Raw genomic sequence first — 25,880 nt, forward strand, 5'->3', positions numbered from 1 at the left:
AAGAAAGCGAAATCCCTGCCGGAAAGGAGGGTGGCCGCATTGTTATGTACCGAAAAGATCCGGCCGCTTCGGGTGCAAGGCACCTATGGTCCTGCGGTCAAAATCGCGCCAAGCCAGGTGGTGATAGCACAGCCTGTTTGACTGGCAATATCGAGAAGTGTCCTAATATCTCGATCGACTGAATGTGTCCAGAAATGTCGTCTGCGGCACAGTCGGTATGCGCTTGACGCTGCACGGAGCGAACTCGGAAAGTGCTGTCCCATGGGTGAAAAGATCCGGCTGGCCGGCGTGCACGAGACGCTTCTGGCCACACTTCAGGCCCGAGCCATGGACTATCGACAACCGGAGCCCGTACTGGGCGATGCAACGGCGGCTGACCTGCTGCGTCGTATCGACTACGACTTCAGCCGCATCAGGACCGCCACCAAGGACGTGCGGATCGTGACGTACCGCGCGAAGAAACTGGACGAGTGGACTTCGGAATTCCTGTCAGCGCATCCGGACGCCATGGTGCTCCACCTTGCGTGCGGTCTGGACAGCCGCGCATTCCGCCTGAAAGTGCCACCCCGTGTCCAATGGATCGACGTCGACGTGCCGGACGTCATCGAGTTGAGAAACCGGCTGTACCCGAACCGCGACCGATACCGGATGATCGGGGCATCGGTCACCACGGACGAGTGGCTCAGCGCGGTGGCAGACGATCGCCCGACGCTCGTCGTCGCCGAAGGGCTGACGCCTTATCTCCGGGAATCCGACGGAGAGGCAATGCTCCGGAGGCTCACCCGGCACCTCCCGACGGGAGCAGTCATGTTCGATGCCGTGCTCCCGTGGACCCTCCGATTCGCCAAGTACTTGCAACTTCTGCGAGCCACAGGTGCCACATTCGGCTGGGGAATAGGAGATCCACGAACACTGGAGCACCGGGTCCCGGGTATGCGGTTCGTAGCACAGTGGTCTCTGCTTGACTCGCCGCACCTGGCCAGTTCCCGCCCCACCGAAAGGGCTTTGGGAGCCGCTATGCGAAGCATTCCGCAACTGCGATACGCACACCGGCTTCTGCGCTACGCCTTCTGAATCCAAAACGCCGGCGCAGCCGGTGTGCTGACATGGTGGTGCCGCCGACGGGGGCCCGGCGGCACCACCATGGGCTGGTGTTGCCCGCGCCGACGGCTCCTAGGTGTTCCGGGCGGCCGATGCGCGGTGCGGTTCGCCTCCTTGGACGGAGTCCGTGGAGGCGGCGGGGCCGGGTGCTTCCGCCGGCTTACCCTTCTTGGTCAGCACGGCGACCATGGCCGCTACGAACGCGACGATGCCGGCCACGGTGAAGGCAAGTCCCATTCCCGAGATGAACGAGGAGTGCACGACGTCCGACGCCGTCCCGGCGTTCCGGCCGGGCAGGGCCGCGGGTGAGGGAACGACGCCGACCTTGGCCGCGTCCTCCCAGACCGCGGTCTCTTCCCGGCCGAGCCGCGGCAGCTTCGCCTCCGCCCACCGGCCGGGGAAGACGTCGCTGACCCGTGACGCCATGAGGACGCCGAGGACCGCGGTGCCGAGACTGCCGCCGACTTGCATCGCCGACTGCTGCAGACCGCCTGCCACACCGGCCAGTTCGGCCGGAGCGTTGCTCACGATCACATCCGTCGTTCCCACCATCACCGGGGCGAGGCCGAGGCCCAGCAGCACGAACCAGACCGAGGTGACGCCCATACCGCTGTCGGCCTTCAGCGTCGCCATGCCCCACAGGGACGCGGCGGTCAGGAGCATGCCCACCACCAGCGGAAGGCGTGGTCCGAACCGGCCGATCACGGCACCGGAAACCGGAGCACCGACGATCATCATGCCGGTGAGCGGCAAGAGGTGCAGGCCGCTCTGCACCGGGCTCATGCCATGGACGTTCTGCAGGTAGAAGGTGACGAAGAACAATCCGCCGATGAACGAGAAGGCCATCAGTACCATGAGCACGGTGCCGGCGGAAAGCGGCACGGAACGGAACATGCTCAGGGGCACCAGCGGTTCGGCCGCTCGGTTCTCACGCAGCGCGAAACCGGCGAACGCGAGTACGGCGGCGGCCAGGAACCCCAGTGTCCGCGCGTCGCCCCACCCCCATGCCGGAGCCTTGATAAGGCCCCAGACCAGGCAGAACATGGCTCCGGACAGGAGCACGACGCCAAGTGCGTCGAAGGACTTCGGTGCGCGCTCTGCGCGCGCGTCCTTCAGGATGAGCACGCCGCACACGAGCGCCGCCAGGCCGACAGGCACGTTGATGAAGAAGACCGCTTCCCAGCTGACGTGCTGGACGAGGAGCCCACCGATGATCGGGCCGGCGGCGGTCGACGCGCCCACCACGCCACTCCAGATGCCGATGGCCATGTTGAGCTTTTCGGGCGGGAACGTCACCCGCAGCAGGCCGAGCGCCGACGGCTGCATCAGAGCGCCGAACAGTCCCTGCAGGACGCGGAAGACGACGATGGCGGTGACGCTCTCGGACAGGCCGATGGCCGCGGAGGTGACGGCGAAGCCGGCCACCCCGATCAGGAATGTCTGGCGATGCCCGAACCTGTCGCCCAGTTTGCCCGCGGTGATCAGCGAGACGGCGAGGGCCAACAGATAGCCGTTGGTGATCCATTGCACGTCTGCCAGGGAGGCATGGAGGTCGCGCTGGATGGCGGGGTTCGCGATCGCGACGATGGTGCTGTCCAAGGCCACCATCATCACGCCGACAGCGACTGCGAGAAGAGTCGGCCAGGGACGTCCGCGCAGACCGGAAGCGGGGGCGGGTGCGACGCGTGACGGCTCATCGTGCGTTGCCGTGCTCATTCAGCGTCCCCCTAAGGATTTCCGGCATGACGGACACATGCGTGACGAGGAGAACATGCGGCGAAGCTAACAGCAGTGAGTGACATTTGACAACCTCACGCATAAGTCAGGGAGTGGCGCGAGGTAGGGTTTCCGGGTGAACTCCGGCACACCGAACTCAGCCACCAGCCCCGGTCTGCGGCAGCGGAAGCTCCGCCGTACCCGCGAGCAACTGATCCGCACGGCTCTGCGGTTGTTCCTGGCGCAGGGCTACGAGCACACGACCGTGGAACAGATCACCGATGCGGTCGAGGTGCACCCGCGCACCTTCTTCCGGCACTTCGCCAGCAAGGAAGAGGTGGCCCTCACCCCCATCAGCAGCATCGACGAGGCCTTCCTCGCCGCGCTGGAAGCCCGGCCGGCCCACGAGAACCCGTTGCAGGCCATGAGCGGCGCCTTCCGGGCCGTCCTCGAGCGCGTACGCGACGGCGAACTGGACGGCGTGGACGGCGCGCTGCACATGGACATGATGCGGCTGGTCGAGCGCACCCCCGGGCTCCTTGCGGAGCATCTGCGCCGCAGCGAGGAGATGGAGGGACGGCTGGCGCAGATCATCGCCTGCCGTGAAGGCGTGGATCTCGCCGACGACTTCCGGCCTCAGTTCATCGTGGCGGTGTTCAAAGCGGTCGGCCGCGTCGTCAGTCGCGTCTGGTACCTGCGAGCCGACGCCGACCTGCAGGCACTCTCACTGGCGTTCGAGTCCGCCCTGGACTCGCTGGGACCGGAGTTGTTCGGCGACTGGAAGCGCCCGGAAGCCTGACCGGCCCTCAGACAGGCCGGTCAGGCTCCCGGCGCCGGCTGTTCAGTGGGCTTCAGCGGGCGTCCGGACCGCTGCGAGACGCCACAGCGACGTCACCTCTGCCGTCCGCGCGGCATGCAGCGGATCGTCGGGGTTGTGGGCGCGGGGATGACGGGGCCGTGTGTCGAGGCGCCCCACCACGCTCAGGCCCGCCTCGGCGAAGAGCTCGGGCAACTCCGTGCGAGAGCGCAGGCCGAGGCGTTCGGCCAGGTCGGAGATGATGAGCCAGCCCTCGCCCCCTGGAGCCAGGTGCGCCGAAAGCCCCTCCACGAAGCCGCGGAGCATACGGCTGCCCGGGTCGTAGACGGCGTGTTCGAGCGTGGTCCGGGCCCGGCCGGGAAGCCACGGAGGGTTGCAGACGACGAGGGAGGCCCGGCCGGCGGGGAACAGGTCCGCCTGCCGGACGTCCACGGCCGAGGACAGGCCCAGGCGGCTGATGTTCTCTCGCGCGCAGGCAAGTGCCCGCGCGTCACAGTCCGTTGCCACCACCCGCCGGACCCCGCGCCGGGCCAGAACGGCGGCGAGCACGCCGGTACCCGTGCCGATGTCGAAGGCCGTGGACAGCGACGGCAGCGGCGCTTCGGCCACCAGGTCGACGTACTCGCCCCGCACCGGGGAGAACACGCCGTAGTGGGGCGTGATCGACTCGTTGAGCGCCGGGACGTGCACACCCTTCCTGCGCCATTCGGCAGCTCCCATCACCCCCTGCAGCTCGCGCAGAGACACCACATAGGCCTCATCGGACTGCCCGTACGCGTGTTCGCAGGCCAGTCGGACGTCCGGAGCCCGGCGCAACGGGATGACATGCCCCGCCGCGACCGGCAGCAGCAGCATGCCGAGGATCCGTGCGCGACGCGACTGCGCCTGACGGTACAGGTGGAAGCTGTGCGCTGCCGACGTGCCTGGTTTCTGCTGCTTCCGGTCCGCACGGCGGGCCATCGCCTGCAGCAGCTGACGCGCGTTGTGGAAGTCGCCGCGCCATAACAGCGAGGTGCCTTCGCACGCCAAGCGGAAGGCGGTGTCCGCGTTCATGCGGTCATCGGCCACCACGACCCGCTTCGGCGGCAGGGCTCCGGTCGCCGATCGCCACGGGGCACAACGCTCCTCTCCCGAACTCTCCGACCAGTTAACGGTTTGTTCTGTACTCACCTCTTCATCATCCCCGAGTGGTCACTCGACCCCCGCTCGCTGTGCGGGAGTTCGGCCAAGCCCGGCCTCGTCGTTCGGCCGGACCCGGAGCGGCCACCCGCCGCCGCGACACGGGAACCGCGGTTCGCGGACGCCGGGATGCCACCGTGATCACTGCAGCGCGGCTGACCTCACGGGGCGCCGGCACGGGTCTGCGCGGCCGGTGGCGGAGGAGGAGTCGGCCGGCGGTGGCGGAAAATTCCCGGCGCCGAAATGTCCGGTACGGTCGATTGACACCCGATCCTCTCATCACACTTTCACCGTCGCCTCATACGGTGGGGGCATGACGCAGGTGACTCCTCCCGGGTGGTACCCCGACCCCGGGCAGACGAATGACGGTCCGCCCACCGAGCGCTGGTGGGACGGCAAGGCCTGGACGGACCAGACCCGCCCCGCCGGGACGGCCGCCATGTGGGGTCCCCCGCCGCAGCATCCGGCGGCCGGCGGCCCGCAGCCGGCGTATCCGACGGCGCCCTCCGCTCCGCCCGCGTACGGCGCGCAGCCCGGGTATCCGGCGTATCCGGGCTACCCGGCCCCGCCTCGGACCGGGTCCCGGCGCGCTCGCACGGGCGCGGCCGTCGCGGTGGCGACCGTGGTCCTGGCGTGCATCGGGGTCGGCGTGTACGCCCTCACCAACCAGCACGGCGCCGGCGACGCCGACCGGGCCGGGTCCCGGCAGGGGGCGGCGCGCGGTCAGGACGGCGGCGGGTTCGGCGGCCCCGGCGGAGGCCCGGGGGGCTCGGACGGCTCCGGAGGCTCCGGAGGTTTCGGCGGTCCGGGCGGCTCCGGTGGGGCCTCGCCCTCGCCGGGCCAGTCGGAGGCACCCAGGATCAAGGGCGGCGGCACGGTGGCGGACCCGGTGAACGGCATCAGCCTGCCGGTGCCGAAGGGCTGGACCGGGCAGACGATCAGCGTCGGCGCGCAGGTGACCTCCGACGACTCCTACAAGTGTCCGGGCAACTCCGCCCAGACCTGCACCTCGGGCGGCGCCTACACGGCTCCCGCCGAGGCGCTGGGCATCTCGGGCGACACGGCCGAGCAGGTCGCCAAGGCGGACATCGCGGCCAACGCCAAGCAGTCCTACGGCGGCAGCACCTACGGCAGCATCACCTCGCACCAGGTGCTGGACTCGGGCACGGTGACGGTGGCCGGACAGAAGGGGTACATGGTGCGCTGGAAGGCGGTCACCAGCAAGGGCGCCGACGGTTACGTCGAGTCGGTCGCCTTCCCCTCGCCCGACACCGCGGGGCGGATCGTGGTGGTGCGCTTCGGCGTCGACGTCGGGCAGCAGACGGCGGTCATCGACCAGATCCTCAAGGGGATCAAGGTGTCGTCCGGTGACGGGAGCGGCCAGGACGTCTGATCCGTGGCCGCCGGGACATGATGCGGCCGGGTGGGGCACCCCTCCGCTCAAGAGGAGCCCCACCCGGCCGGGGGTGCGCGCCGCCCCCGTCCCCACGGTGCGGCGCGTCAGGCCGCCGTTCAGTCATCCCGTGAACGGCGGCCTGGGTCTCAGGTCAGTCCGAGCGTGGGCAGCACGGCGGCCTCCACGAAACGGACGAGGTAGTCGGCGTCGGCGTACTGGCCGCTGAGCACGGGCCGGACGCGCAGCACGCCGAACATCATGGCGGGGATGTACTCCAGTGCCGGGTTGTCCGCCCGGATCTCGCCCCGCGCGACGCCCCGCGCGAGCATCTCCTGCAGGGCGGCGATCTCCGGATGGACCAGCGCCTCGCGCAGCGCCTGCGCCAGTTCGTGGTCGGCGGTCACCGCGGGCCCCAGGGCCTGCAGCAGCTTGGTGTCCTTGCCGGACCAGTCGCCCGCGGCCCGCGCCGCCTGGCGCAGGTCCTCGGCGAGCGATCCGGTGTCGATCCCGGCGAACCGCACCCGGCGGCTGGCACGCAGCGCGGCCGCGACGAACTGGGGCTTGGTCTTCCACTGCCGGTAGAGCGTGGACTTGCTGCACCGGGTGCTGGCGGCGACGCCCTCCATGGTGACGGACTCGTAGCCGCACTCGCGGATCCGGTCCAGCACGGCGTCGAAGAACTCCCGCTCACGCTCCGGCGTGATCTTGGAGCGGCGCGAGGCGACGACCGTCTCCGGTCCGTCCGCGGCCTGCGACGTCATACGGTGCTTCCCCTCACTCGTGTCCGGTCATTACTGCACGGCGCGCTGAAGCATGGCCGAAGCCGGGCGCCCGACGCTGTCTCCAGTGTGTCGCACATCAATCGATACGCCAGTGTACCGGTACTCAGCCGTATCGGTACACTGGCGTATCGGTACGGGGACGTATCGATGAGCGGGGCCCGAAGACCGGCGCTCGTCAGCACCACCACATGCACCACCACACGCACCACCGTCAGCGAAGGGGCCGGGGGATGACTGCCCGAACCGAGCCTGCAGAGGCAGAAGCGGAAGCGGAGCCCGACGCGGCAGCGCGTCCGCCGCTGCTGCGCGAATTCCTGCTCGTCGCGGGGCTGTTCCTGGTCTACAAGCTCGGCCGGCAGCTGGCCACCGGCCACACCGCGAACGCCCTTCACAACGCCCGCCGCGTGTGGGACCTGGAGCGGGCACTGCACCTCCCCCGCGAGAACGCCGTGCAGTCCGCACTGCTGCACGGCGACACCCTCGCCCACCTCGCGAACGCCTACTACGCCACTGTCCACTTCCCGGCGACGCTGGCCTTCCTGGTCTGGATGTACCTCCGGCGGCCCGCGCACTACATATGGGCGCGCCGGGTCCTCGCGGTGGTCACCACGGCCGCCCTGGTGCTGCCGTTCACGTTCCCGCTGGCGCCGCCGCGCATGCTGACCGGCACCGGCCTGGTGGACACCGCCCGCCTGTACGGCCCGTCGGTGTACGGGCCGCCGTCCAGCGACCATCTGTCCAACCAGTTCGCGGCGATGCCGTCGCTGCACTTCGGCTGGGCGCTGATGGTCGCGATCGGGCTGATCGTGGCCACCCGGTCCCGGTGGCGCCTGCTGTGGCTGCTGCATCCGCTGATCACCCTGCTGGTGATCGTGGGCACGGCGAACCACTACTGGCTCGACGCGATCGTCGCGACGGCCATGCTCGGCACCGCACTCGCCGTGATCCGTCCGCCGCACCCGGCGGCCACCGTCACGGCACGCGGCGGCCGCGGCCGGCTCGCGCCGCGCGAGACCGCCCTGGCGGGAGCGGCCCGATGAGCGCCGCCGCCCTGATCGCCGTCGCCCTCTGCCTGCTCTCGGCCGTCGCCTACGCCCTGGCCGCCGTCGCCCAGGAACGCCTCGCCTCCCGCACCACCGGCACCGGCCTGCTGCGGCTGCTCGGCACCGGTGCCTGGTGGTCGGCGGTGGGGCTGAACGCGGCCGCCGCCCTGCTGCACGTCGTCGCCCTCAAGTACGGCCCCCTCACCCTCGTCCAGCCGCTCGGCGCGCTCACCCTGGTCGCGGCGGTGCCGCTCGGGGCCCGGGCGGCCGGGCGCCGGGTGAGCGTGGTGGAGTGGCGCGGCACGGCGCTGACGTTGCTCGGGCTCGCCGCACTGCTCGTCACCGCCTCCGGCCCGGCGCCCGCGCGCGTGCTGTCGCTGACCGAGGCGCTGGCGGTCGCCGGTACGACCGCCGCCGCGATCGGACTGCTCTCCTGGCCCGGCGCCCGGCCGGGCCTCAGGCACGCCACGGCGTCCGGCTTCGCCTCCGGTGTCGCCTCGGCACTGACCCAGACGGTGACCGTGGCGGCCACGGACCGCACCGGCCCCGCTCTGAGCACCGAGGTGATCGTGGTCGCCGTGCTGGTCGCCGCCTTCGCCGTCGGCGGCCTGCTGCTGTCGCAGACCGCCTACCGCGGCGGTCTAGGGGCCCCGCTGGCCGTGGTCACCCTCGCCAACCCGGTGGCCGCCGCGGTCATCGGCCTCACTCTGCTCGGCCAAGGCCTTCACGGCGGCCCGGTCGGCGTGCTGCTGGCCCTCGCCGGAGCGGTCCTGGCCACCTGGGGCGTAGTCCTGCTCACCCGGGTCGCGCCCGGCGTCACGCCGGAGCCGGAGCACACGGACGAGAACCATCCCGTGGCCGCGGTACTGGCCCTGGAACCGGGCACGGCGGCCACCGAACCCGCGTTCGTGCCCCGCCAGGCGGAACACCCCGGACATCTCACGGCGCTCTGAACCCGGATCACTCCGGGTGGGCCACTGCGTCCTTCTGCAGTTGCACCGCGGCCAGCAGACTCAGCCTCGGCTCCGCCTGACGCAGTGCCTTCAACGCCGCGATCGAGGCGACGTCCCCGTCGAAGCCGACCGCGGCCAGCCGGTGGCGGACCCAGCGGGCGCGCACCTGGCTCTCGGTGGCGGCCGCGGTGGACTCGACGAGTGCGGCGGCGCGTTCAAGGCCCGGCCGTTCCTCCGGCGATGCCCCGGCCAGTGCCTGGCGCAGGGCGGCTGCCACCATGTCCGCGTCCCGGATGACGGGCACGACGTCGTGTTTGCTTCTGAATCCCGCAAGAGTTGCCATGTGGATCATCGTGCCCGCCGCACCCCCGCCCGGCACCGCACTTGAGCCTTTTCAGAGGCACGACGGCGCACGCTTGACCTCGAGAGCACTCGAACTCGTAGCGTTCCGGACATGAGCACCGCACAGCACAAGATCGGATCGGGTTTCGGCGCCACCAGCACCGCCGACGACGTCCTGCAGGGCATCGACCTGACGGGCAAGCTCGCCCTCGTCACCGGGGGTTACTCGGGCATCGGCCTCGAGACCACCCGCTCGCTCGTCGGAGCCGGCGCCCACGTGGTCGTGCCCGCCCGCCGCCGGGCCACCGCCGAGCAGGCGCTGGCCGGCGTCCCCGGTGTCGAGCTGGACGAGCTGGACCTCGGCGACCTGGAGAGCGTGCGCGCCTTCGCCGAGCGGTTCCTCGCCACGGGACGCCACATCGACATCGTGATCGACAGCGCCGGGATCATGGCGTGCCCGGAATCACGGGTGGGGCCCGGCTGGGAGGCCCAGTTCGCCACCAACCACCTCGGCCACTTCGCCCTCGTCAACCGCCTGTGGCCCGCGATCGCACCGGATGGGGCCCGAGTCGTCTCCGTCTCCTCCCGCGGACATCACTTCTCCGGCATCCGCTGGGACGACATCCACTGGCAGCAGCGCTACGACAAGTGGGAGGCCTACGGCCAGGCCAAGACCGCCAACGTCCTGTTCGCCGTCCAGCTCGACAAGCTCGGCCGCGACGCCGGGGTCCGCGCCTTCGCCCTGCACCCCGGCGGCATCATCACCCCGCTCCAGCGGCACCTGCCCAAGGAGGAGATGATCGAGCGCGGCTGGATCGACGAGGACGGCAACGTCCTCAATCCGGAGGGCTTCAAGACGCCGCAACAGGGTGCGGCCACCCAGGTGTGGGCGGCGACCTCGGCGCAGCTGGACGGGCTCGGTGGCGTCTATCTCGAGGACTGCGACGTCGCCGAGGCGGCCTCCGGGGACGACGAGCGGTCCGGCGTCAAGGACTGGGCCGTCGACCCGGAGCAGGCCGCCCGGCTGTGGGAGCTGTCGGCGGAGCTGACCGACGTCGACGCGTTCGCCGCCTAGTGCTGTGACCGGGGCCGGCACGCGCGCGTCCCGCGCACCGGCCGCCGTCGCCGTACTCGCCGTGTCCGGGTGTTCCCCCGGCCCCGCTCTCCCCGTGGGGTCCGGCTCAGTTCCAGCCCCGCGAGTCCTGCTTGAGGGCGGTGTCGACGGTCAGGGCCGTCGCCACCACGAGGCTCAGCAGCGGCTCGGGCAGCTGGTAGTGGATCTGCAGGACGTAGTTGTCCGCGGTCGTGAAGAGCGTCTTGGCGAGGCCCTCCCAGGTCTTGGTGATCCGGGCGACCTCGTTGTCCGCGTGGTCGACGATCGCGAAGTTCCACGCCCGCCAGTTCTCCGCCTTGATCGCGCCGACCTGCTGGCCGTTCGCGTTCATCGCGAAGTTGATCTTGCCGATCATGTTCTGCTGGACGATCTCACCGACCGGCGAGCCGTCCGGACGCGTCACGACGACCCGGGACTTGAAGATCTTCGCGGGCCGGGTCAGCAGCAGCTGCGGCTGGCCGTAGGCGTCGCGGATCTCCAGCTTGTGGGTCAGGAACTGGTCCCAGTTGGAGATGAAGCGGAAGATCTTCCGCAGCACACCCTGGCCGACCTCGGTGACCGAGCCGATCTCCCGGCCGTTCTGATCCATGACCTTGTACTCGTTGGTCACCTCGATCAGCTTGGCCTTCTGGTTCACCACCAGGACGGGCTCGGTGAAGAGGGTGCCACCACCGGGGCCACCGGCCACGACTCCGGCCTGCTGCTGCACCTGGCGCTGCACCTTGGGGTCGGCGGCCGGTGCCTGCGGGGCGCCGAACTGCTGGGCGGCGCCGTGCTGCTGGGGCGCGCCGTGCTGCTGGGGCGCGGCCTGCTGATGGGGCACCTGACCGGCGGGCTGCTGGGCCGGGTTGGTGTGCTCGGTCCACTGCGCGCCGTCCCAGTAGCGGAGCGTCTGCGCCGCTCCGTGCGGATCCGGGTACCAGCCTGCAGGAGTGTTCGAATGCGTGGTCACCGGGGCACACTACCCTGATGTGACCGGTACCTGACCAGTCCGCACGGAGCGCTGTTCATCGCCCGGTCACTCCGCGGCGATCGCCGGATCGCTGACGCCGGGGTGCCCGTTCTCGACATGGCCGGCGAAGCCGCGCAGGAAGGCCGGGTCGGCGTCGCAGGTGACCGTCACGTCGTACCAGCGCCTGCTCGCCGTGAGGTCGACGGTGTGCCGGACGGTCGACCCGGGCCGCACGGTCACGGAGGCGGGGTGACCGCCGTAACCGTTCACCACCTTCAGTTTCACGGTGCCCGAACCCTTGTTGGTGAAGGTGAGTTCCAGGTCGTCGCCCGCCTGCCGGGCGGTGGCCTCGGGTCCGGCCGACTTGGCCTTGCCCTTGAAGACGCGCAGGAAGCCGTTGGGGCCGTGCACGGCGAGGTCGTGCACACCACCGGAGTAGGCCGCGTTCCAGGTGTCGGAGAGCGACTTGCCGGCCTCGGTGGTGTAGGTCCAGGGGCCGTCGGTGCGGTTGCCGGAGGTCACCAGGAAGGCGGCGCCCGCGTGCCTTCCGGAGGCGAACGTGAGCGTGAAGGTGCCTGCCGCGGTGTCCGCGCAACCGTCCACCGCCGGGGCGTACTTCAGCGGGCGGGTGGGCCGGTGGCCGCGTTCCTGCTTGGGCAGGGACGGGTTGGCGGGCGGCTTGGGCACGTAGTCCGGGTGACGGTTGTGGTCCGGCGGCTCATAGGCGGCCGTGGACGGCAGCGCGACCGGCTTGGTGTCCTTGCGGGAGAAGTCGAAGGCGCTGGTCAGGTCGCCGACGACGGCACGGCGCCAGGGGGAGATGTTCGGCTCCTGTACACCGAAGCGACGCTCGATGAACCGGACGATCGAGGTGTGGTCGAAGGTCTCGGAGCAGACGTAACCGCCCTTGCTCCACGGGGAGACGACGAGCATCGGCACGCGCTGGCCGAGCCCGTAGGGGCCGGCGACGTGGCTCGCGTCGCCCTTGTACAGGTCGAGGGAGGCGTCCACCGTCGACTTGCCCTGGGCCCCGGAGGCCGGCGGGAAGGGCGGTATGACGTGGTCGAAGAAGCCGTCGTTCTCGTCGTAGGTGATGAACAGCGCGGTCCTGCCCCAGACCTCGGGGTTGGAGGTGAGGGCGTCGAGGACCCGGGAGACGTACCAGGCGCCGTAGTTGGCGGGCCAGTTGGGGTGCTCGGTGAAGGCCTCGGGGGCCACGACATAGGAGACCTGCGGCAGCTTGCCGGCCTTGACGTCGGCCTTCAGCTGGTCGAAGAAGCCCTCGCCCTTGCGGGCGTCGGTGCCGGTACGGGCCTTGTCGTACAGCGGGTCGCCGGGCTGGGCGTTGCGGTACTGGTTGAAGTAGAGCAGGGCGTTGTCGCCGTAGTTGCCGCGGTAGGCGTCCTGGATCCAGCCCCAGCCGCCGTTCGCGTCGAGGCCGTCGCCGACGTCCTGGTAGATCTTCCAGGAGACCCCGGCCTTCTCCAGGCGCTCGGGGTACGTCGTCCAGCCGTAACCCTTCTCGTCGTTGCCGAGCACCGGGCCGCCGCCCTGGCCGTCGTTGCCGACGTATCCGGTCCACATGTAGTAGCGGTTCGGGTCGGTCGAGCCCATGAACGAGCAGTGGTAGGCGTCGCAGATGGTGAAGGCGTCGGCGAGCGCGTAGTGGAACGGTATGTCCTCGCGCGTCAGGTGCGCCATGGTCGTGGTGCCCTTGGCCGGGACCCACTTGTCGTACTTGCCCCCGTTGAAGGCGGCGTGCGTGTCCTGCCAGCCGTGCGGCAGGTCCTGGATGAAGGCCAGCCCCAGGTCGTCGGCGTCCGGGTGGAAGGGCAGGATGTCCTTGGTGCCGTCGGACTGCTTCCAGACGGACTTGCCGTTCTGGGAGACGGAACGGGGGTCGCCGAAGCCGCGGACGCCGCGGAGCGTGCCGAAGTAGTGGTCGAAGGATCGGTTCTCCTGCATGAGGACGACGATGTGCTCGACGTCCTCGACCGTCCCGGTGCGATGGTGCGCGGGCAGGGCGGCGGCGCGCTGGATGCTGCTGGACAGCGCGGTGAACGCCGTTGTGGCGCCCGCGAGTTGAAGGAAACGGCGCCGGTTGACTTCGGCCATGGGTGGGAGGGTCCTCTCGTCCTGACGTACGTGATGCCGTACAAATGACAGAATCTGCGCGGAGCGAGTGTTCCAAGAGCACCAAACGTCAGGGAAGGGTCCGGTGGCGCCCGCGTGAAACTCGGCGGTCCGTGCGGTGCCTTCCACCGGCCGCGGTGCCGGCGCGCACCAAACGGGGTCCGGGCGCGAGGGATTGCGTCGGCCGTCTAGCGGGCCGACGGCGCACGAAGGCCGCCACCCCGGCTCGAGCCGGCCGACGGCTCCTGGACCAAGCCAGTGCGTCAAGCGCCGCCCTGGCCGACGCAATGCCCGCCCCGGGGCCGGTAAAGGCTTGCGCGGGAGGGAAGTTCCCGTCGCGGCGGGCGGAGTCCGGGCTTCGGCCCCGCCGGGCGGCGCGGTTACGGCGAGTCGGCCGCTGCCCGTACCGAAGCCCACGGCGAAGAAGACTCCGCCCCCTGAACCCCCGCCACGCTCCACCCCCGCCGAGGGCCGACCCCTGATCTGTGGCCGCGGCGGCATGCATCAGGCCCCGCCCCACCTGCACGGAGCTCGCGCCGTCTTCGCATTCCGGTGCGAGGCCGGTGCCACGGTCCCCTAAGCCGCCGGGGGGTGCATCGCGGCGGATCGGCCGGGCAGGTGTTCTTCCCGCGGGCGGCGGCGGTGGCGAAGAGGGCGCATTACCGGCATAAATTGTTCATTTTCGAATCAGACTCCCGGGATGCGAAATGGCAACGAAGACGGCACCGTAAATACACATGAAGCTGACTGGAACCGGACAAAAGTTCCACCCGGTACGCTGGAGGCTGCTGCTGGCCAGCGCCACCATGCTCTTCGTCGAGTTGGCCCTGATCAGGTGGGCGGGCGCCAACGTCGTCCATCTCAGCTACTTTTCGAACTTCGTCCTTCTGGGGTCGTTTCTCGGTGTCGGGATCGGTTTCCTCATACCCGCCACGCGCGGGCAGTGGATCGTACGATGGGCACCGGTCCCGCTCGCGGTTCTCGTCGTACTGGTGCGCGCGTTTCCGGTGCAGGTGCGTCAGAGCAGCCAGCAGATCATCTACTTCACGTCCGTGAAGACCACCGGCTTTCCCGAATGGGTGACGCTGCCCGTCATCTTCCTGCTCACCGCGGTGATCATGACCGCGATCGGCAAGATCACCGCAGACCTCTTCCGCCGGCTTCCCTCACTCGATGCCTACCGCTACGACCTGCTCGGCAGCCTCACCGGCTCGGCGTCCTTCGCCCTGCTCTCCTGGCTACGGGCTCCATCGGTCGTGTGGGGCGTGCTCGCCGCCGCGGCCCTGCTGGTCCTCGGCGGACGACGCAACATCCTGCGGTACTCCGTCCCGCTCACGGCGATGGTCGCCGCGCTGTTCGTGGAGACGACGACCGTCGGCATCTCCTGGTCGCCCTACTACAAGATCCAGGTCACACCGTTGTCACCCACCGTCCCGGAGTACACCATCTCCGCCAACGGCGTCCCGCACCAGGCGATCGTGCCGCTGTCGGTGCTGATGCAAGCGGGGTCGCCCTATCGGCAGGCATACGACGAGACCCCCGCCAATCCGCACAAGCGCGTGCTCGTCATCGGAGCGGGTAACGGCAATGACGTCGCCGTCGCGCTGGCGCACGGAGCACAGCGCGTGGACGCGGTCGAGATCGATCCCCGACTGCAGCAGATCGGCGCACAGCTGCACCCCGCCAAGCCGTACGGCGACCCCAGGGTGCACGTCCACATCAACGACGGACGGGCTTTCCTGGAGCGTACGCACGCCAAGTACGACCTCGTCGTCCTCGCGCTGCCCGACTCGCTGACGCTGGTGGCCGGGGCGAGCAATCTGCGCCTGGAGAGCTACCTGTTCACGCACCAGGCGTTCGAGGCCGCGCGCGATCACCTGACGCCGCACGGTGCCTTCGCCATGTACAACTACTACCGGACGAGCTGGCTGGTCGACCGCTTCGCCGGTTCCCTCAACGCCATCTACCGCCATGCGCCGTGCGCGACGACGTTCGCCACGAACGCGGCCGTCCTGGTGGCCGGAATGACGCCCGCCGACCAGTCGTGCAAGCAGATCTGGCGGCCCAGCGGCGCGGTCCCGGCGGCCGCCGGCGACGACCACCCTTTCCCGTACCTGCTGCACCGTGACATCCCCACGCTCTATCTGGGCGTGCTGGGCGGGATCCTGCTGGTGACGCTCGTGGCGGTGCGTCTGACCGGGGTCCAGATCCGCAGCACGCTCCGCTACACCGACATGTTCCTGATGGGCGCTGCCTTCATGTTGCTCGAGACGAAGAACGTGATCGGCTTCGCGCTCTACTTCGGTACGACCTGGCTGGTCAACGCCCTGGTCTTCATCGGCGTCCTGCTCGCCGTCCTCGGGGCGGTCGAGGTCCGGCGCCGGCTGCGGCGGGTCAACCTGCCGGCGCTGCAGCTACTGCTGTTCGGCACCCTCGCGACAGCGTGGCTCGTTCCGGCGCACGTCGTGCTCGCGCTGCCCTTCCCCGGACGGCTCGCCGCCGCCATCGCCCTGGCCTTCGCCCCCATCTTCTGTGCCAACCTGATCTTCTCGGACCGCCTCGCGCTCGCCCCTGATCCGGTATCCGCGTTCGGCGCGAATCTGCTGGGCGCCCTGACCGGCGGTGTGCTCGAGTACCTCGCCCTGGTGACGGGCTACCAGGCCCTGCTGCTGGTCGTTGCCCTGCTGTACCTGGGAGCGTGCATCATCATGCGGTTCACCGGGCGCAGGCCGGACGCGCAGTCGACGTCCGCACCGGACGGCATGGTGACCGTCCACAACCAGTAGCGCGGCACCTGCGAGACGGACGTGCTGCGGGCGCCCCGGACCACCGGCACTCGGTCCTCACATGGGAGGTGCGGACCGCGGGCGAGACGACGATGATCTGCGTGTCCCGGTGCCGGGGCGCCCGTCTGGTGCTGGATCTGTGACCCCGCTCCCGGATCAGGACGTCAGGTACGCCTCCACCTCGCTGAACTGCCCGGCGGGCCAGCCGGTGTTGGCGCTGACGGTGAGGCGGAGGTACCTCAGGTTCGTGCCGCTCGGCAGGGGGACGGTGGCCGTATTGCCGGTGGCGGGGTCGAAGCGGTGGCCCTGGGAGCCCACGACGGTCGAGTAGTTCGAACCGTCGGTGCTGCCGAGCACGGTGATGGTCTGGGTGCGGGCGCCCCACGCCGAGGACGGCGGCAGCTTGAGCACCAGGCGGCGTACGGCGTAGGACGAGCCGAGGTCGACCGTCCAGGACTGCGGGAAGGCGTTGTTGGTGGACTCCCAGTAGGAGTTCGCGTCACCGTCGACCGCCTTGCCGGGTGTGTAGACGTCCTGGGAGCCGGTCGCACTCGCCGGCCGGCCCTTGGCGAGGTCGCGGTTGGGGTCCGGATCGGGGTTGCCCTGGCCGGGCTGGGGCCAGGTGGAGCAGTCCGACCAGGTGCTGTTCCACCCCGAGTCGCCGCCGCCGTCGGTGAGGGTGAACGAGCCGGAGTTCGCCGGGTAGGGGCAGTTGTAGATGCCGGCTGCGCCGACCTGGGTGGCGGTGACGTTCTTGAAGGTGGCCGCGCCCTGCGCCTCGGCCTGGACGACGACGGTGCCGGTGTTCCGCACGGTCGCGCCGGTCACGTTGACGTTCCGCACCGGGTGGCCCTGCCCGCCGCCGGAGACGAACTCGAAGGCGCTGTAGGGGCTGTCGGTGATGGTGGTGTTGGTGATGTCGACGGTGGCGGTGATCGCGCTGTCGTAGGAGTCGACGCGCAGCGCGCCCATCGGGTGGTTCCAGTTGGGGTTCATCGCTCCGGTGCGCACCAGGGTGTTGCCGTCGACTGTGATGGTGCCGGACAGCGGGGAGAACGGGTCCATGAACTTCTGGTTGGAGATCGCGATACCGCTGCCGAGGGCGTTGGTGTCGGAGACCAGGTTGTTCCGCACGGAGATGTCGGTGCCGCCGTAGATCGCGATGCCGTTGGCCAGGTTGGGCTGCGAGATCGTGTTGTTCTCGAAGCTGGAGTTCGTGTCCGGGGAGTACAGCGACCACATGGCGAGGGAGTCGTCGCCCTGGTTGCGCAGGAAGTTGTTGCGGACGACGACGCCCCTCGCGGTGCCGTTGAGGTTGATGCCGTCGGCGGTGGTGTCGAGGAAACGGTTGTTCTCCACGACCAGGTCGTCGTTGGTGCCCATCAGCCACATGCCGCACTTCATGTGCTGGATCCACATGCCAGAGACGGACGAGTTCGGGCCGAGCGAGCCGTTGACGAAGTTGTCGGGGCTGGAGTCGACGCGTTCGGTGACCTCGCCGATGACCGCGAAGTCCTTGATGTGGACGCCGCCGGAGGAGGAGGACTGGTCGATGAACCGGGAGGTGTGCACCACCGAGTACCAGCTGCCGGCGCCCTGGAGCGTCACGTTCTGCACGCCGTTGAGGGAGGAGGTGATGCGGTAGTCGCCGGGCGGGATCCAGACGGTGCCGCCCTGGGCGGCGGCGATGGCGTCCCGGAAGGCTTGGGTGGAATCGCCGTTGCCGCTGGGATCGGCGCCCCTGGAGACGACGGACACCGAGCCGGCGGGCTGGGCCGCGGGCGCCGCGACCTGCTCGAAGTCGGCGACGTCGACCGTGACCTGGGTGCCGGCGGCCTCGACGGCGACCTTGTCGCCCGGCTGGACGTCCTGGCCCAGCAGCATCCGGGTGTCGTCGAAGAAGTGGTGCGTCCTGGCGCCGGCGATCCAGCCGGTGTCGATGTACGAGTACTTGGACGTCACCGGCAGCGTCTTGGCCAGCTTCGTTCCGTTGACGTACACGTTCAGCGAACCGGACTGCCCGTCCGGGACGCTGTAGGCGAGGTTCACCGCGTTGGACGCGCGCGGCACGGTGAACTCCACCCGCTGCCCGGCCGACAGCCGGACGGCCTGCCGTCCGGAGGCCTCCGAGGCGAGGGTGCCCTGCGTGTAGTCGGGGCCGATCCTGGTGCCGGTGGTCGTCGCCGACTCGGCCTCCACGGAGGTGAAGGGCAGGGTGGCGCCCGCGGCCGCGTGTGCGGCGGGGGCCACGGTGACGAGCATGCCGGCGGCGAGGGCGACGACCGCCCCGACGGCTGGCATGCGCCTGACATTCCTGGCGGTGCTGGAGTGCATGTGCTGATCCCTTCATGGTGGGGGTGTCTGGGACAGCGGGTGCGGGCACGGGGGGCGGGCACACTCAAGCACCACCGACATCGCAATGCAATATGTCGGTACAAGATCTGCAATTATTCGACAGCTTGCTGGAGCTTCTCGATCTCAGCCTCGTGGAGCTTGCGCGGTCGACCCCCGCACCACCAGCTCGGGCTCGAACAGCAGCTCCTCCGCGGGGACGGCGGCGCCGCCGATCTGCGCGTTCAGCAGCTCGACGGCGGCGCGCCCCATCGCCTCGATGGGCTGGCGGACGGTGGTGAGCGGGGGTTCGGTGCAGTTCATGAAGGCCGAGTCGTCGTAGCCGACGACGGAGATCTGCCGGGGCACGTCGTACCCCTTGCGGCGCGCGGCCCGGACCGCACCGAGCGCCAGGGGGTCGCTGGCGCAGATGATGCCGGTGACACCGCGGTCGATCAGCCGGGACGCGGCGGCGTGACCGCCCTCCAGGGAGAAGATGGCCCGGGCCACGAACTCCTCCGGCAGGTCGCCGGCGAAGGCACGCGCGGCGGCCAGCTTGCGCGCCGAGGGCACGTGGTCGCCGGGGCCGAGGACCAGTCCGATGCGTTCGTGGCCGAGGGAGACCAGATGGCGCCAGGCCTGCTCCACGGCGACGGCGTCGTCGCAGGACACGCCGGGGAAGGCGAGGTGTTCGATGGCCGCGTTGACCAGTACGACGGGGATGTTGCGGTCGGCGAGCAGCCGGTAGTGGTCGTGCGGGGCGTCCGCCTGGGCGTAGAGGCCGCCGGCGAAGACGACCCCGGAGACCTGCTGGTGCAGCAGCAGGTCGACGTAGTCGGCCTCGGAGACGCCGCCCTTCGTCTGTGTGCACAGCACCGGGGTGAGCCCCAGCTGGGCCAGGGCACCGCCGATGACCTCGGCGAACGCCGGGAAGATGGGGTTCTGCAGCTCCGGCAGGACCAGGCCGACGAGCCGGGCGCGTTCACCGCGCAGCTGGGTGGGGCGCTCGTAACCGAGGACGTCGAGAGCCGTCAGCACCGCCTGCCGGGTGGCCCCGGAGACCCCGGGTTTGCCGTTGAGCACCCGGCTGACCGTGGCCTCGCTGACCCCGACCTTCTTCGCCACTTCGGCCAGTCGTCGCGTCATGTACGCAAGCGTAGCGCAAGTCGCGCAAATGGCTTGCGTCGGATGCGTGCACGGAAAGAACGTGCGGCAACGCGCACGGGGGCACGGGACCGCGAGGCGGACGGACGCGGCCCGTTCGACCCGGCGCCGCCGGCGACCTGAACGCCGGCGGTGCCGGGTCAGCTCTCGGGCGCCGGGACGACCGTGAGGTGGGCCGCCGTCCCCCGCGGCCGGCGCGGCCGGCGTACGGGCGCGGCGGGGCGGCGGTTCTCGCGCAGCACCATGGTCAGGCGCCGGTAGCCGAGTTCCCGCAGGACCTCGGGCGCCTCCTCGACGATGCGGCACTCCGTGGGGCCACGCCGCGGGTCGGGGTGGTGCAGCAGCCGCACGGCCCCGTCGAGCCGGGTCGCACTCTCGCCGACGGCACGGATCCAGTGCGGCAGCCCCTGCCGGAAGGCGGCCTCCATGAGCGGGTCCTGGGCGATGTCCCGGCGGATCGCCTGGAGTTCGTGGTCGTGTCCGTACACCTCCAGGGCCGACCTGAGGTGGGCCAGCATCGGCAGGCACCAGCCCTGCTCGTGCTCGGCGAGGACGTCGGCCGCGTCCGCGTGGAACAGAACGAACCGCAGGAAGTTGTCCCCGGGCATGGCCGTCGCCTGCCGGCGGACCCCGCGGAAGAGTGTCCCGAACGCGCCGTTGGCCATGACGACGTCCCAGCGGTGGTCGACGACCAGGGACGGGCAGGCGAGGGACTCCAGCAGTACGGCGTAGTCCTGGAGATACGCCTGGGTCTCGCAGGTCTCGGGGACGGGCAGCGGTGCCGGCCGCTGCCCTCCTGCCTGATGTGCCATCGGGAGGTCACCCCTCTTGCCTCTGCGGCCTTCACGCGGCTCTGCGATCCTGCGGCCCGCGACGAGACCGTGTCAACTATCGTGGCATTCCGCGCCCATGTACGGCTGAAATTCGCCACAGTTGTGGCGACACCTGGATGTGAGTTCGAGGCACCCGCTACTCTCCGGGAAGTTCACGGCGATCGCTCGTGAGAAGCACGGACGCATCTGAAACCCTCGAGAGACGTAGGAGTTCTGTCGGTGACGGATGGCTACGAGGATCCGGGCGCCACGGCGACCGCCCAGCTGCCGGCCGTCGTCGCCCGCGTCACCGCGCTCGCCGACCGGCTCGGCGTGCCGCACACCGAGGTCTACGACGTCGGGCGGCTCTCCGTGGCCTGCGGTGTCCCGGAGCCGGTGGTCAAGGCGCTGCTCGCCGGCCGGCCCGCCGGCGAGCCGGACGTGCAGGCGCGTTTTCTGCAGCGCCTGGGCCTGCTGCGCCGCACCCGGCTGAAACCCAACGGCCGCAAGTACACCCAGCAGGAGATCGCCGACGGCGCGGGCATGTCCCGTCAGCAGGCCGGCGCCCTCATCAACGGCGACCGGCGCCCCACCATGGAGCACTGCGACGCGCTGCAGCGTTTCTTCCGGGTGCACGCCGGCTTCCTCACTGCCGAGGACCCCGAGGCGCTGGCGGGCGCGCTGCAACGCACCGAGCAGGAACTGCTGCAGAAGCTCGCCGACCGGGAGCGGGCCGCAGCCGGGGCCGACCAGGATCCGCTGGAACGGCTGCTGCAGGACCACGGGGTGCGGGGAATCGCCTGGCGGGCCGCGCAGTTGCCCACCGACCAGCACCGGGACAAGGTCGCGGAGTGGCTCGACATGCTCCTGGAGAGCGTCAAACGGCCCGAGTCGTGAGCCGGGGGAGGACTGTGGGCATCGGCAGGGACATGCGCCGGCTGTGCAACGAGCTGGTGGGCGGACTGGCGCTGGCCGCGCCGGCGCCGCCGCGGGAGCTGTACGGCGCCCTGTGTACGGCGATGAGCCGCCGCCGGGGCCGCCCGGTGCACTTCCGTGCGGCCGCGTTCCCGCCGGGCACGGCGAGCGGGCTGTGGCTGGACCTGACCGACCGCGACCTCGTCGTCGTGGAGGAACGCACGGCGCCCGACCACCAGTTGGTGATCCTCGGCCATGAGCTGTGGCACATGCAGGCCGACCACCGTGGGCACCACGTGGACGGCGTGGGGGTCGCCACGCGGCTGCTGCACGACGACACCGACCAGGCCGCGCTCGAGGCCACGGTGCAGCGGGTCGCGGCCCGGACCCGCTTCGACCTCGCCGAGGAGCGGGACGCCGAGACCTTCGGTCTGCTGCTGGCCAGCAAGTGCCGTACCTGGCTCGCCGGTTCCCTCCTGCGCGGTCCGGTGCAGCGCGACGACGTGGCCGGGCGCATCGAGGCGTCCCTCGGATATCCCGGGGCACAGGGCTGAACCGGCACCGTCCGGCGCGGCACGCGGATGAACCCGGATGGCCCGGCGCGGCACGCGGATGAACCCGGATGGCCCGGCGCGGCACGCGGATGAACCCGGATGGCCCGGCGCGGCACGCGGATGAACCCGGACGGTCCGGCGCGGCACGCGGATGAACCCGGATGGCCCGGCGCGGCACGCGGATGAATCGGGACTGATCGGGCGCGGCAGAGGGGTGAGCCGGGGCCGTTCGGAGCGGCACGGAACTGATCCCGGACCGTTCGGGCGCGGCGCAGCGGTGTGCCGGGGCCGTCGGGCGCGACGCGGCGGAGCTCGTCTTCCTGCGCCGGCCGGGCGCGGCCCGCCGGCCCCGCCGCGGGAGCGGAATGCGCTGTCGGCGGTACGCCGGTCACCCCTGCAGGTGCCACCGGAAGGTTTCGCCCTCCGCTGAGCGGGCGAACCGGAACGCGGCCGAACGGCGTTGTCAGTGGTGGGCGGCAAGCTGGAGGAGTGCGCCTCACGGCGCGCGACCGTGACGCCTACTCGGGGAGAGCCGACCGATGCCCACCGCCGTACTGACCGACCGTGAGCGTACCGCCGTACAGGCGTACCTGCGGCTGCTGCATACCGTACGCGCCGCCTTCGACGGGCCGCCGGACGGCCACCGGCCCACCGTGGTGCCGCCCGCCGTGCTGGCCGAGGCGGAACAGGCCCTGGCCCGGGCCGGGCTCGTGGGCAACGAGGAGGGGTTCTTCCGGCTGCTGCGCGACTGGTGCCCTCCCGTCTGAGCGGACGCCGCAGGTCGCTGCCGGCCGCGGGGCCGCGGGGCCTTGGATCAGGGGTGCGGGACGACGACGGACGTGGCGACCACTCCGTCGCGCACCAGCCACCGGCCGTCGAACACCTGGAGCCGGCGGTCACCGACCCGGGGCCCCGGGACGAGGAGTTCGGCCCGCAGGGTGCCGCGCGAGTCGTCGCCCGGGCTCGGGGACATGCTGATGTCGGCCTCGCTGAAGTCCAGCCAGCTGCGCGTCAGCGGGAACCACGCCTTGTAGACGGACTCCTTGGCGCTGAACAGGATCCGGTCCCAGTGCACGGCGGGCCGCTGCCCGGCGAGCCGGGCGATCCGCTCGGCCTCGGCGGGCAGGCACACGGCCGGGAGGACGTCCGGCGGGAGCGGCCCGTGCGGTTCGGCGTCGATACCGAGGGAGGCCAGGTCGCCCGCGTGGGCCAGGGCGGCGGCGCAGTAGCCGTCGCAGTGGGTCATGCTGCCGATCAGACCGGCCGGCCAGCGCGGCGCGCCCCGCTCGCCGCTGAGGACGGACTGCGCCGGCACGCCGAGCTTCTCCATGGCCCGCCGGGCACAGCCGCGCACGGCGGCGAACTCCCGGCGGCGCTTGGGCACCGCACGCTCGACGAGCGCCGCCTCCCCGGGGTACAGCGGGGAGTCCCACAGCGGGTCGTCACGGTGTGCCTCCACGGCCACGACCGACTCCGGAAGCAGATCCTCGATCACCGGCTTCGACCTCCATCGGCAGGATGCGGCGCAGCTGTCCCGGCGGCTGCGGCCGCTTGCGCCATTCACGGGGATAGCCTACGGAAACCTCTTCGAAGCGGACTCCGTCGTGCCAGGTGGTGCGCGGGATGTGCAGATGGCCGTAGACCATGGTCGCGACGGGGAACCGGCGGTGCCAGTCGGCCGTGAGCGTGGTGCCGCACCACATGGCGAACTCGGGGTACCACAGCACCTCGGTGGGGTGCCGGTGCAGCGGGTAGTGGTTGACCGGTACGACCGGAAGGCCGGCGGGAAGCGCGGCCAGTCTGCGCTCGGTCTCGGCGACCCGCGCCCGGCACCAGGCGTCCCGGGTCGGATAGGGGTCCGGGTGGAGCAGGTACTCGTCGTTGCAGACGACGCCGGTGTCGTGCGCGTAGGCCAGGCCCTCGGCCTTGGTGGCGCAGCCGGGCGGCAGGAACGAGTAGTCGTACAGCAGGAACAGCGGGGCGACGACGACCGGGCCGCCGGATCCCCGCCACACCGGGTAGGGGTCCTCGGGCGTGGTGACGCCCAGCTCACGGCACAGCTCGACCAGGTGCTCGTAGCGGGCGACGCCGCGCAGGGTGACCGGATCCTTCGGGTGGGTCCACAGCTCGTGGTTGCCGGGAGCCCACAGCACCTTGCGGAAACGGCCCGCGAGTCTTTCCAGGGTCCAGCGGATGTCGGCGACCGTCTCGGCGATGTCACCGGCGACGATCAGCCAGTCCTCGTCGCTCGTGGGCCGCATGTCCTCGACGAGGGCGCGGTTCTCCGCATAGGTGATGTGCAGGTCGCTGATGGCCAGCAGCTGTCCGGCCCCGGCCGCAGACTCCACCCCGCACCCCTTCCGATCATCTTCCGCCGGGACCACGAGAACACATTTCCCCGACACCGGACAAGAGGCGCCGGGGCGTACGTCACGGTCGGGCGGACGGCGCGGAGACGGACGTCCGCGGAACCGTCCCGAGGGCGACGGAATCCGTAACATCCGCGTTGCACGCGCGGGCTCTTGAAAGCCGTATGATCGCCCCGACACCGGCACCCCAACCTCCCCCTCTCGGCAGGGGTTGTTCGGCGTCCCTTCCTCCCTCCTGCCCGGGCACGGGCCACCGAGTCCTGCCCGAAAACCGTGAAAGGCGGCCTGCATGCTCTCTCGCGTACGCGTCTGGCTCAACCGCACGTACGCGGAGAACGTGTTCTTCATGGATCAGCTCCGCAGGAATCCCAGCGACCGCGCGGTGGAGATCCACGCCACCCACGGGGACCCCGACTCCCCGGTGCTGGCCGCCGCCGACACCGCCGATCTGGAGCCGGAGGGCCTGTCCCCGGCCGCATACGTCGAGTACGCCCTCGACCAGTGCGCCCGGCGCGGCATCGATGTCTTCGTGCCCCGGCTGCACCAGGCCGCGATCGTGGCGCACCGCGCGGAGTTCGCGGCGGCCGGTACGGCACTGCTGGCCCCGACGCCCGAGGCCGTGGCGGTGTTCGAGGACAAGGCCACGGCGTACGAGGCGGTCCGCTCGGTGGGGGTCCCGGTGCCGCCGTGGTGGCGGGTGCGTACGGCCGACCAACTCCTCTGTGCTGTCGAGGAGTTGGAGGCAGCCGGATACAAGGCCTGCTTCAAACCGGCCTCGGGTGCCGGCGGGGTCGGCTTCCGGGTGATCACCCGTGCCCCGTTCTCGCTGGCCCACCTCGCGGGGTACCCGGGTCCGTACGTCCAGCTCGACCCGGTCGTCGAGGCGCTGCGACGGGCCGGGGAGCCGGTGGACTGGCTGGTGATGCCGCGCCTGGAGCAGCCCGAGGTGTCCGTCGACTGCCTCACCGGGCGGGACAACCGGCTGCGGCTCGCGGTGGGCCGCACCAAGAACGGCCGCCGGCGGGGCTTCACCCTGGACGAGCGGTGGCTGGAGCCGGCCCGGCTGATCGCGGAGGGCTTCGGCCTGCACCACCTGTCCAACATCCAGTTCCGCATGCTCGGCGACCGCCCGGTGCTGCTGGACGTCAACACACGGCCCGCCGGGGGGCTGCACCAGCTGTCGCTGTGCGGGGTGAACGCCCCGTGGGCCGCCGTGCGGTTGGCGCTGGGCGAGGATCCCGGGGTGATCGAGCCGCCGTTCCTGGGGCAGGACTACACGGTGGTGTCGGGGCCGCGGTCCCTGCTGCCCGTGGCACTGCCCCGGCAGCGGGACGCGGAGATGGCCCTGCCGGCGCTGCCCGCGCAGGCGGCTTCGGCGGTGGAGGCCCTCCCGCTGTAGGTCGTTCGCCGGCTGCGGGTCC

Annotated in this window: 22 protein-coding genes and 1 pseudogene; 12 read left to right on the forward strand and 11 right to left on the reverse strand. The window is 70.7% G+C overall.

Annotated elements, in window-relative coordinates:
* Positions 1 to 261: 261 nt before the first annotated feature.
* A complete protein-coding gene (locus ABZ919_RS02035) occupies positions 262 to 1,074 on the forward strand; it encodes a class I SAM-dependent methyltransferase (RefSeq protein ID WP_361241316.1) in 813 nt (270 codons plus the stop codon).
* A 99-nt stretch (positions 1,075 to 1,173) separates the two neighbouring features.
* On the opposite strand, the gene tcmA is transcribed toward ABZ919_RS02035, so the two are convergent.
* A complete protein-coding gene (gene tcmA, locus ABZ919_RS02040; protein ID WP_361241319.1) occupies positions 1,174 to 2,817 on the reverse strand; it encodes a tetracenomycin C efflux MFS transporter in 1,644 nt (547 codons plus the stop codon).
* Positions 2,818 to 2,953: 136 nt separating this feature from the next.
* Here tcmA and ABZ919_RS02045 point away from each other — a divergent pair, with 136 nt between their 5' ends.
* Complete coding sequence (locus ABZ919_RS02045; RefSeq protein WP_361241322.1) at positions 2,954 to 3,616, forward strand: TetR/AcrR family transcriptional regulator; 663 nt, start codon at positions 2,954 to 2,956, stop codon at positions 3,614 to 3,616.
* A gap of 42 nt (positions 3,617 to 3,658) precedes the next feature.
* On the opposite strand, the gene ABZ919_RS02050 is transcribed toward ABZ919_RS02045, so the two are convergent.
* Complete coding sequence (locus ABZ919_RS02050; RefSeq protein WP_361241324.1) at positions 3,659 to 4,804, reverse strand: class I SAM-dependent methyltransferase; 1,146 nt, start codon at positions 4,802 to 4,804, stop codon at positions 3,659 to 3,661.
* A 322-nt stretch (positions 4,805 to 5,126) separates the two neighbouring features.
* Between ABZ919_RS02050 and ABZ919_RS02055 the strand changes: the two genes are divergently transcribed.
* Positions 5,127 to 6,206 (forward strand): DUF2510 domain-containing protein, encoded by a 1,080-nt coding sequence (locus ABZ919_RS02055; protein WP_361241326.1) that lies wholly within the window; start codon positions 5,127 to 5,129, stop codon positions 6,204 to 6,206.
* A 149-nt stretch (positions 6,207 to 6,355) separates the two neighbouring features.
* Here the strand turns inward: ABZ919_RS02055 and ABZ919_RS02060 are convergent, their stop codons facing one another.
* Complete coding sequence (locus ABZ919_RS02060; RefSeq protein ID WP_361241329.1) at positions 6,356 to 6,970, reverse strand: TetR-like C-terminal domain-containing protein; 615 nt, start codon at positions 6,968 to 6,970, stop codon at positions 6,356 to 6,358.
* 251 nt (positions 6,971 to 7,221) lie between these two features.
* Here ABZ919_RS02060 and ABZ919_RS02065 point away from each other — a divergent pair, with 251 nt between their 5' ends.
* Both ABZ919_RS02065 and ABZ919_RS02070 read left to right on the forward strand, forming a co-directional pair.
* A complete protein-coding gene (locus ABZ919_RS02065) occupies positions 7,222 to 8,031 on the forward strand; it encodes a phosphatase PAP2 family protein (protein ID WP_361241332.1) in 810 nt (269 codons plus the stop codon).
* Positions 8,028 to 8,987 (forward strand): hypothetical protein, encoded by a 960-nt coding sequence (locus ABZ919_RS02070; protein WP_361241334.1) that lies wholly within the window; start codon positions 8,028 to 8,030, stop codon positions 8,985 to 8,987. The genes ABZ919_RS02065 and ABZ919_RS02070 overlap by 4 nt, the downstream gene beginning before the upstream one ends.
* Before the next feature lie 7 nt (positions 8,988 to 8,994).
* On the opposite strand, the gene ABZ919_RS02075 is transcribed toward ABZ919_RS02070, so the two are convergent.
* Positions 8,995 to 9,330: a hypothetical protein gene (locus ABZ919_RS02075; RefSeq protein WP_361241337.1), complete on the reverse strand. Its 336-nt coding sequence runs from the start codon at positions 9,328 to 9,330 to the stop codon at positions 8,995 to 8,997.
* 111 nt (positions 9,331 to 9,441) lie between these two features.
* Between ABZ919_RS02075 and ABZ919_RS02080 the strand changes: the two genes are divergently transcribed.
* The gene (locus tag ABZ919_RS02080) at positions 9,442 to 10,404 is read left to right on the forward strand and encodes an SDR family NAD(P)-dependent oxidoreductase (protein ID WP_361241340.1); all 963 of its coding nucleotides are present in this window, start codon (positions 9,442 to 9,444) and stop codon (positions 10,402 to 10,404) included.
* Between the two features lie 106 nt (positions 10,405 to 10,510).
* On the opposite strand, the gene ABZ919_RS02085 is transcribed toward ABZ919_RS02080, so the two are convergent.
* Positions 10,511 to 11,395, reverse strand: a complete 885-nt coding sequence (locus ABZ919_RS02085; protein WP_361241343.1) for a phospholipid scramblase-related protein — start codon at positions 11,393 to 11,395, stop codon at positions 10,511 to 10,513.
* A gap of 66 nt (positions 11,396 to 11,461) precedes the next feature.
* Positions 11,462 to 13,510, reverse strand: coding sequence for a phosphocholine-specific phospholipase C (locus ABZ919_RS02090; RefSeq protein WP_361241346.1), 2,049 nt, complete (start codon positions 13,508 to 13,510; stop codon positions 11,462 to 11,464).
* 755 nt (positions 13,511 to 14,265) lie between these two features.
* Between ABZ919_RS02090 and ABZ919_RS02095 the strand changes: the two genes are divergently transcribed.
* Together ABZ919_RS02095 and ABZ919_RS02100 are read left to right on the forward strand one after the other, a co-directional pair.
* The gene (locus ABZ919_RS02095) at positions 14,266 to 16,314 is read left to right on the forward strand and encodes a spermidine synthase (protein WP_361241349.1); all 2,049 of its coding nucleotides are present in this window, start codon (positions 14,266 to 14,268) and stop codon (positions 16,312 to 16,314) included.
* Between the two features lie 3 nt (positions 16,315 to 16,317).
* A pseudogene (locus ABZ919_RS02100) lies at positions 16,318 to 16,457 on the forward strand (oxidoreductase); the annotation flags it as partial.
* A gap of 13 nt (positions 16,458 to 16,470) precedes the next feature.
* Here ABZ919_RS02100 and ABZ919_RS02105 read toward each other — a convergent pair.
* The 3 genes from ABZ919_RS02105 to ABZ919_RS02115 form a co-directional block, all read right to left on the reverse strand.
* Positions 16,471 to 18,648 carry a discoidin domain-containing protein gene (locus ABZ919_RS02105; RefSeq protein ID WP_361241352.1) on the reverse strand — a complete coding sequence of 726 codons (2,178 nt, stop codon included), beginning with the start codon at positions 18,646 to 18,648 and terminating at the stop codon, positions 16,471 to 16,473.
* 144 nt (positions 18,649 to 18,792) lie between these two features.
* On the reverse strand, positions 18,793 to 19,791 hold the full coding sequence (locus tag ABZ919_RS02110) for a LacI family DNA-binding transcriptional regulator (protein WP_361241355.1): 999 nt from the start codon (positions 19,789 to 19,791) through the stop codon (positions 18,793 to 18,795).
* 158 nt (positions 19,792 to 19,949) lie between these two features.
* Positions 19,950 to 20,621, reverse strand: coding sequence for a hypothetical protein (locus ABZ919_RS02115; protein WP_361241358.1), 672 nt, complete (start codon positions 20,619 to 20,621; stop codon positions 19,950 to 19,952).
* A 240-nt stretch (positions 20,622 to 20,861) separates the two neighbouring features.
* Between ABZ919_RS02115 and ABZ919_RS02120 the strand changes: the two genes are divergently transcribed.
* The 3 genes from ABZ919_RS02120 to ABZ919_RS02130 all read left to right on the forward strand — a co-directional run bounded on the left by ABZ919_RS02120 (position 20,862) and on the right by ABZ919_RS02130 (position 22,857).
* Positions 20,862 to 21,518: a helix-turn-helix transcriptional regulator gene (locus tag ABZ919_RS02120; protein WP_361241361.1), complete on the forward strand. Its 657-nt coding sequence runs from the start codon at positions 20,862 to 20,864 to the stop codon at positions 21,516 to 21,518.
* Between the two features lie 14 nt (positions 21,519 to 21,532).
* Positions 21,533 to 22,090 carry a toxin-antitoxin system, toxin component gene (locus ABZ919_RS02125; protein ID WP_361241363.1) on the forward strand — a complete coding sequence of 186 codons (558 nt, stop codon included), beginning with the start codon at positions 21,533 to 21,535 and terminating at the stop codon, positions 22,088 to 22,090.
* A 539-nt stretch (positions 22,091 to 22,629) separates the two neighbouring features.
* Positions 22,630 to 22,857: a hypothetical protein gene (locus tag ABZ919_RS02130; protein WP_361241366.1), complete on the forward strand. Its 228-nt coding sequence runs from the start codon at positions 22,630 to 22,632 to the stop codon at positions 22,855 to 22,857.
* A gap of 47 nt (positions 22,858 to 22,904) precedes the next feature.
* Here ABZ919_RS02130 and ABZ919_RS02135 read toward each other — a convergent pair whose 3' ends face one another.
* Together ABZ919_RS02135 and ABZ919_RS02140 are read right to left on the reverse strand one after the other, a co-directional pair.
* Complete coding sequence (locus ABZ919_RS02135; RefSeq protein ID WP_361241369.1) at positions 22,905 to 23,585, reverse strand: 4'-phosphopantetheinyl transferase superfamily protein; 681 nt, start codon at positions 23,583 to 23,585, stop codon at positions 22,905 to 22,907.
* On the reverse strand, positions 23,533 to 24,438 hold the full coding sequence (locus tag ABZ919_RS02140; RefSeq protein WP_361241372.1) for a metallophosphoesterase: 906 nt from the start codon (positions 24,436 to 24,438) through the stop codon (positions 23,533 to 23,535). The genes ABZ919_RS02135 and ABZ919_RS02140 overlap by 53 nt, the downstream gene beginning before the upstream one ends.
* A gap of 310 nt (positions 24,439 to 24,748) precedes the next feature.
* On the opposite strand from ABZ919_RS02140, the gene ABZ919_RS02145 reads away from it, so the two are divergent.
* A complete protein-coding gene (locus ABZ919_RS02145; RefSeq protein WP_361241375.1) occupies positions 24,749 to 25,858 on the forward strand; it encodes an ATP-grasp domain-containing protein in 1,110 nt (369 codons plus the stop codon).
* Positions 25,859 to 25,880: the final 22 nt, after the last annotated feature.

Origin of the sequence: Streptomyces sp. NPDC046759, assembly GCF_040645475.1 — a bacterium.
Lineage (GTDB): Bacteria > Actinomycetota > Actinomycetes > Streptomycetales > Streptomycetaceae > Streptomyces.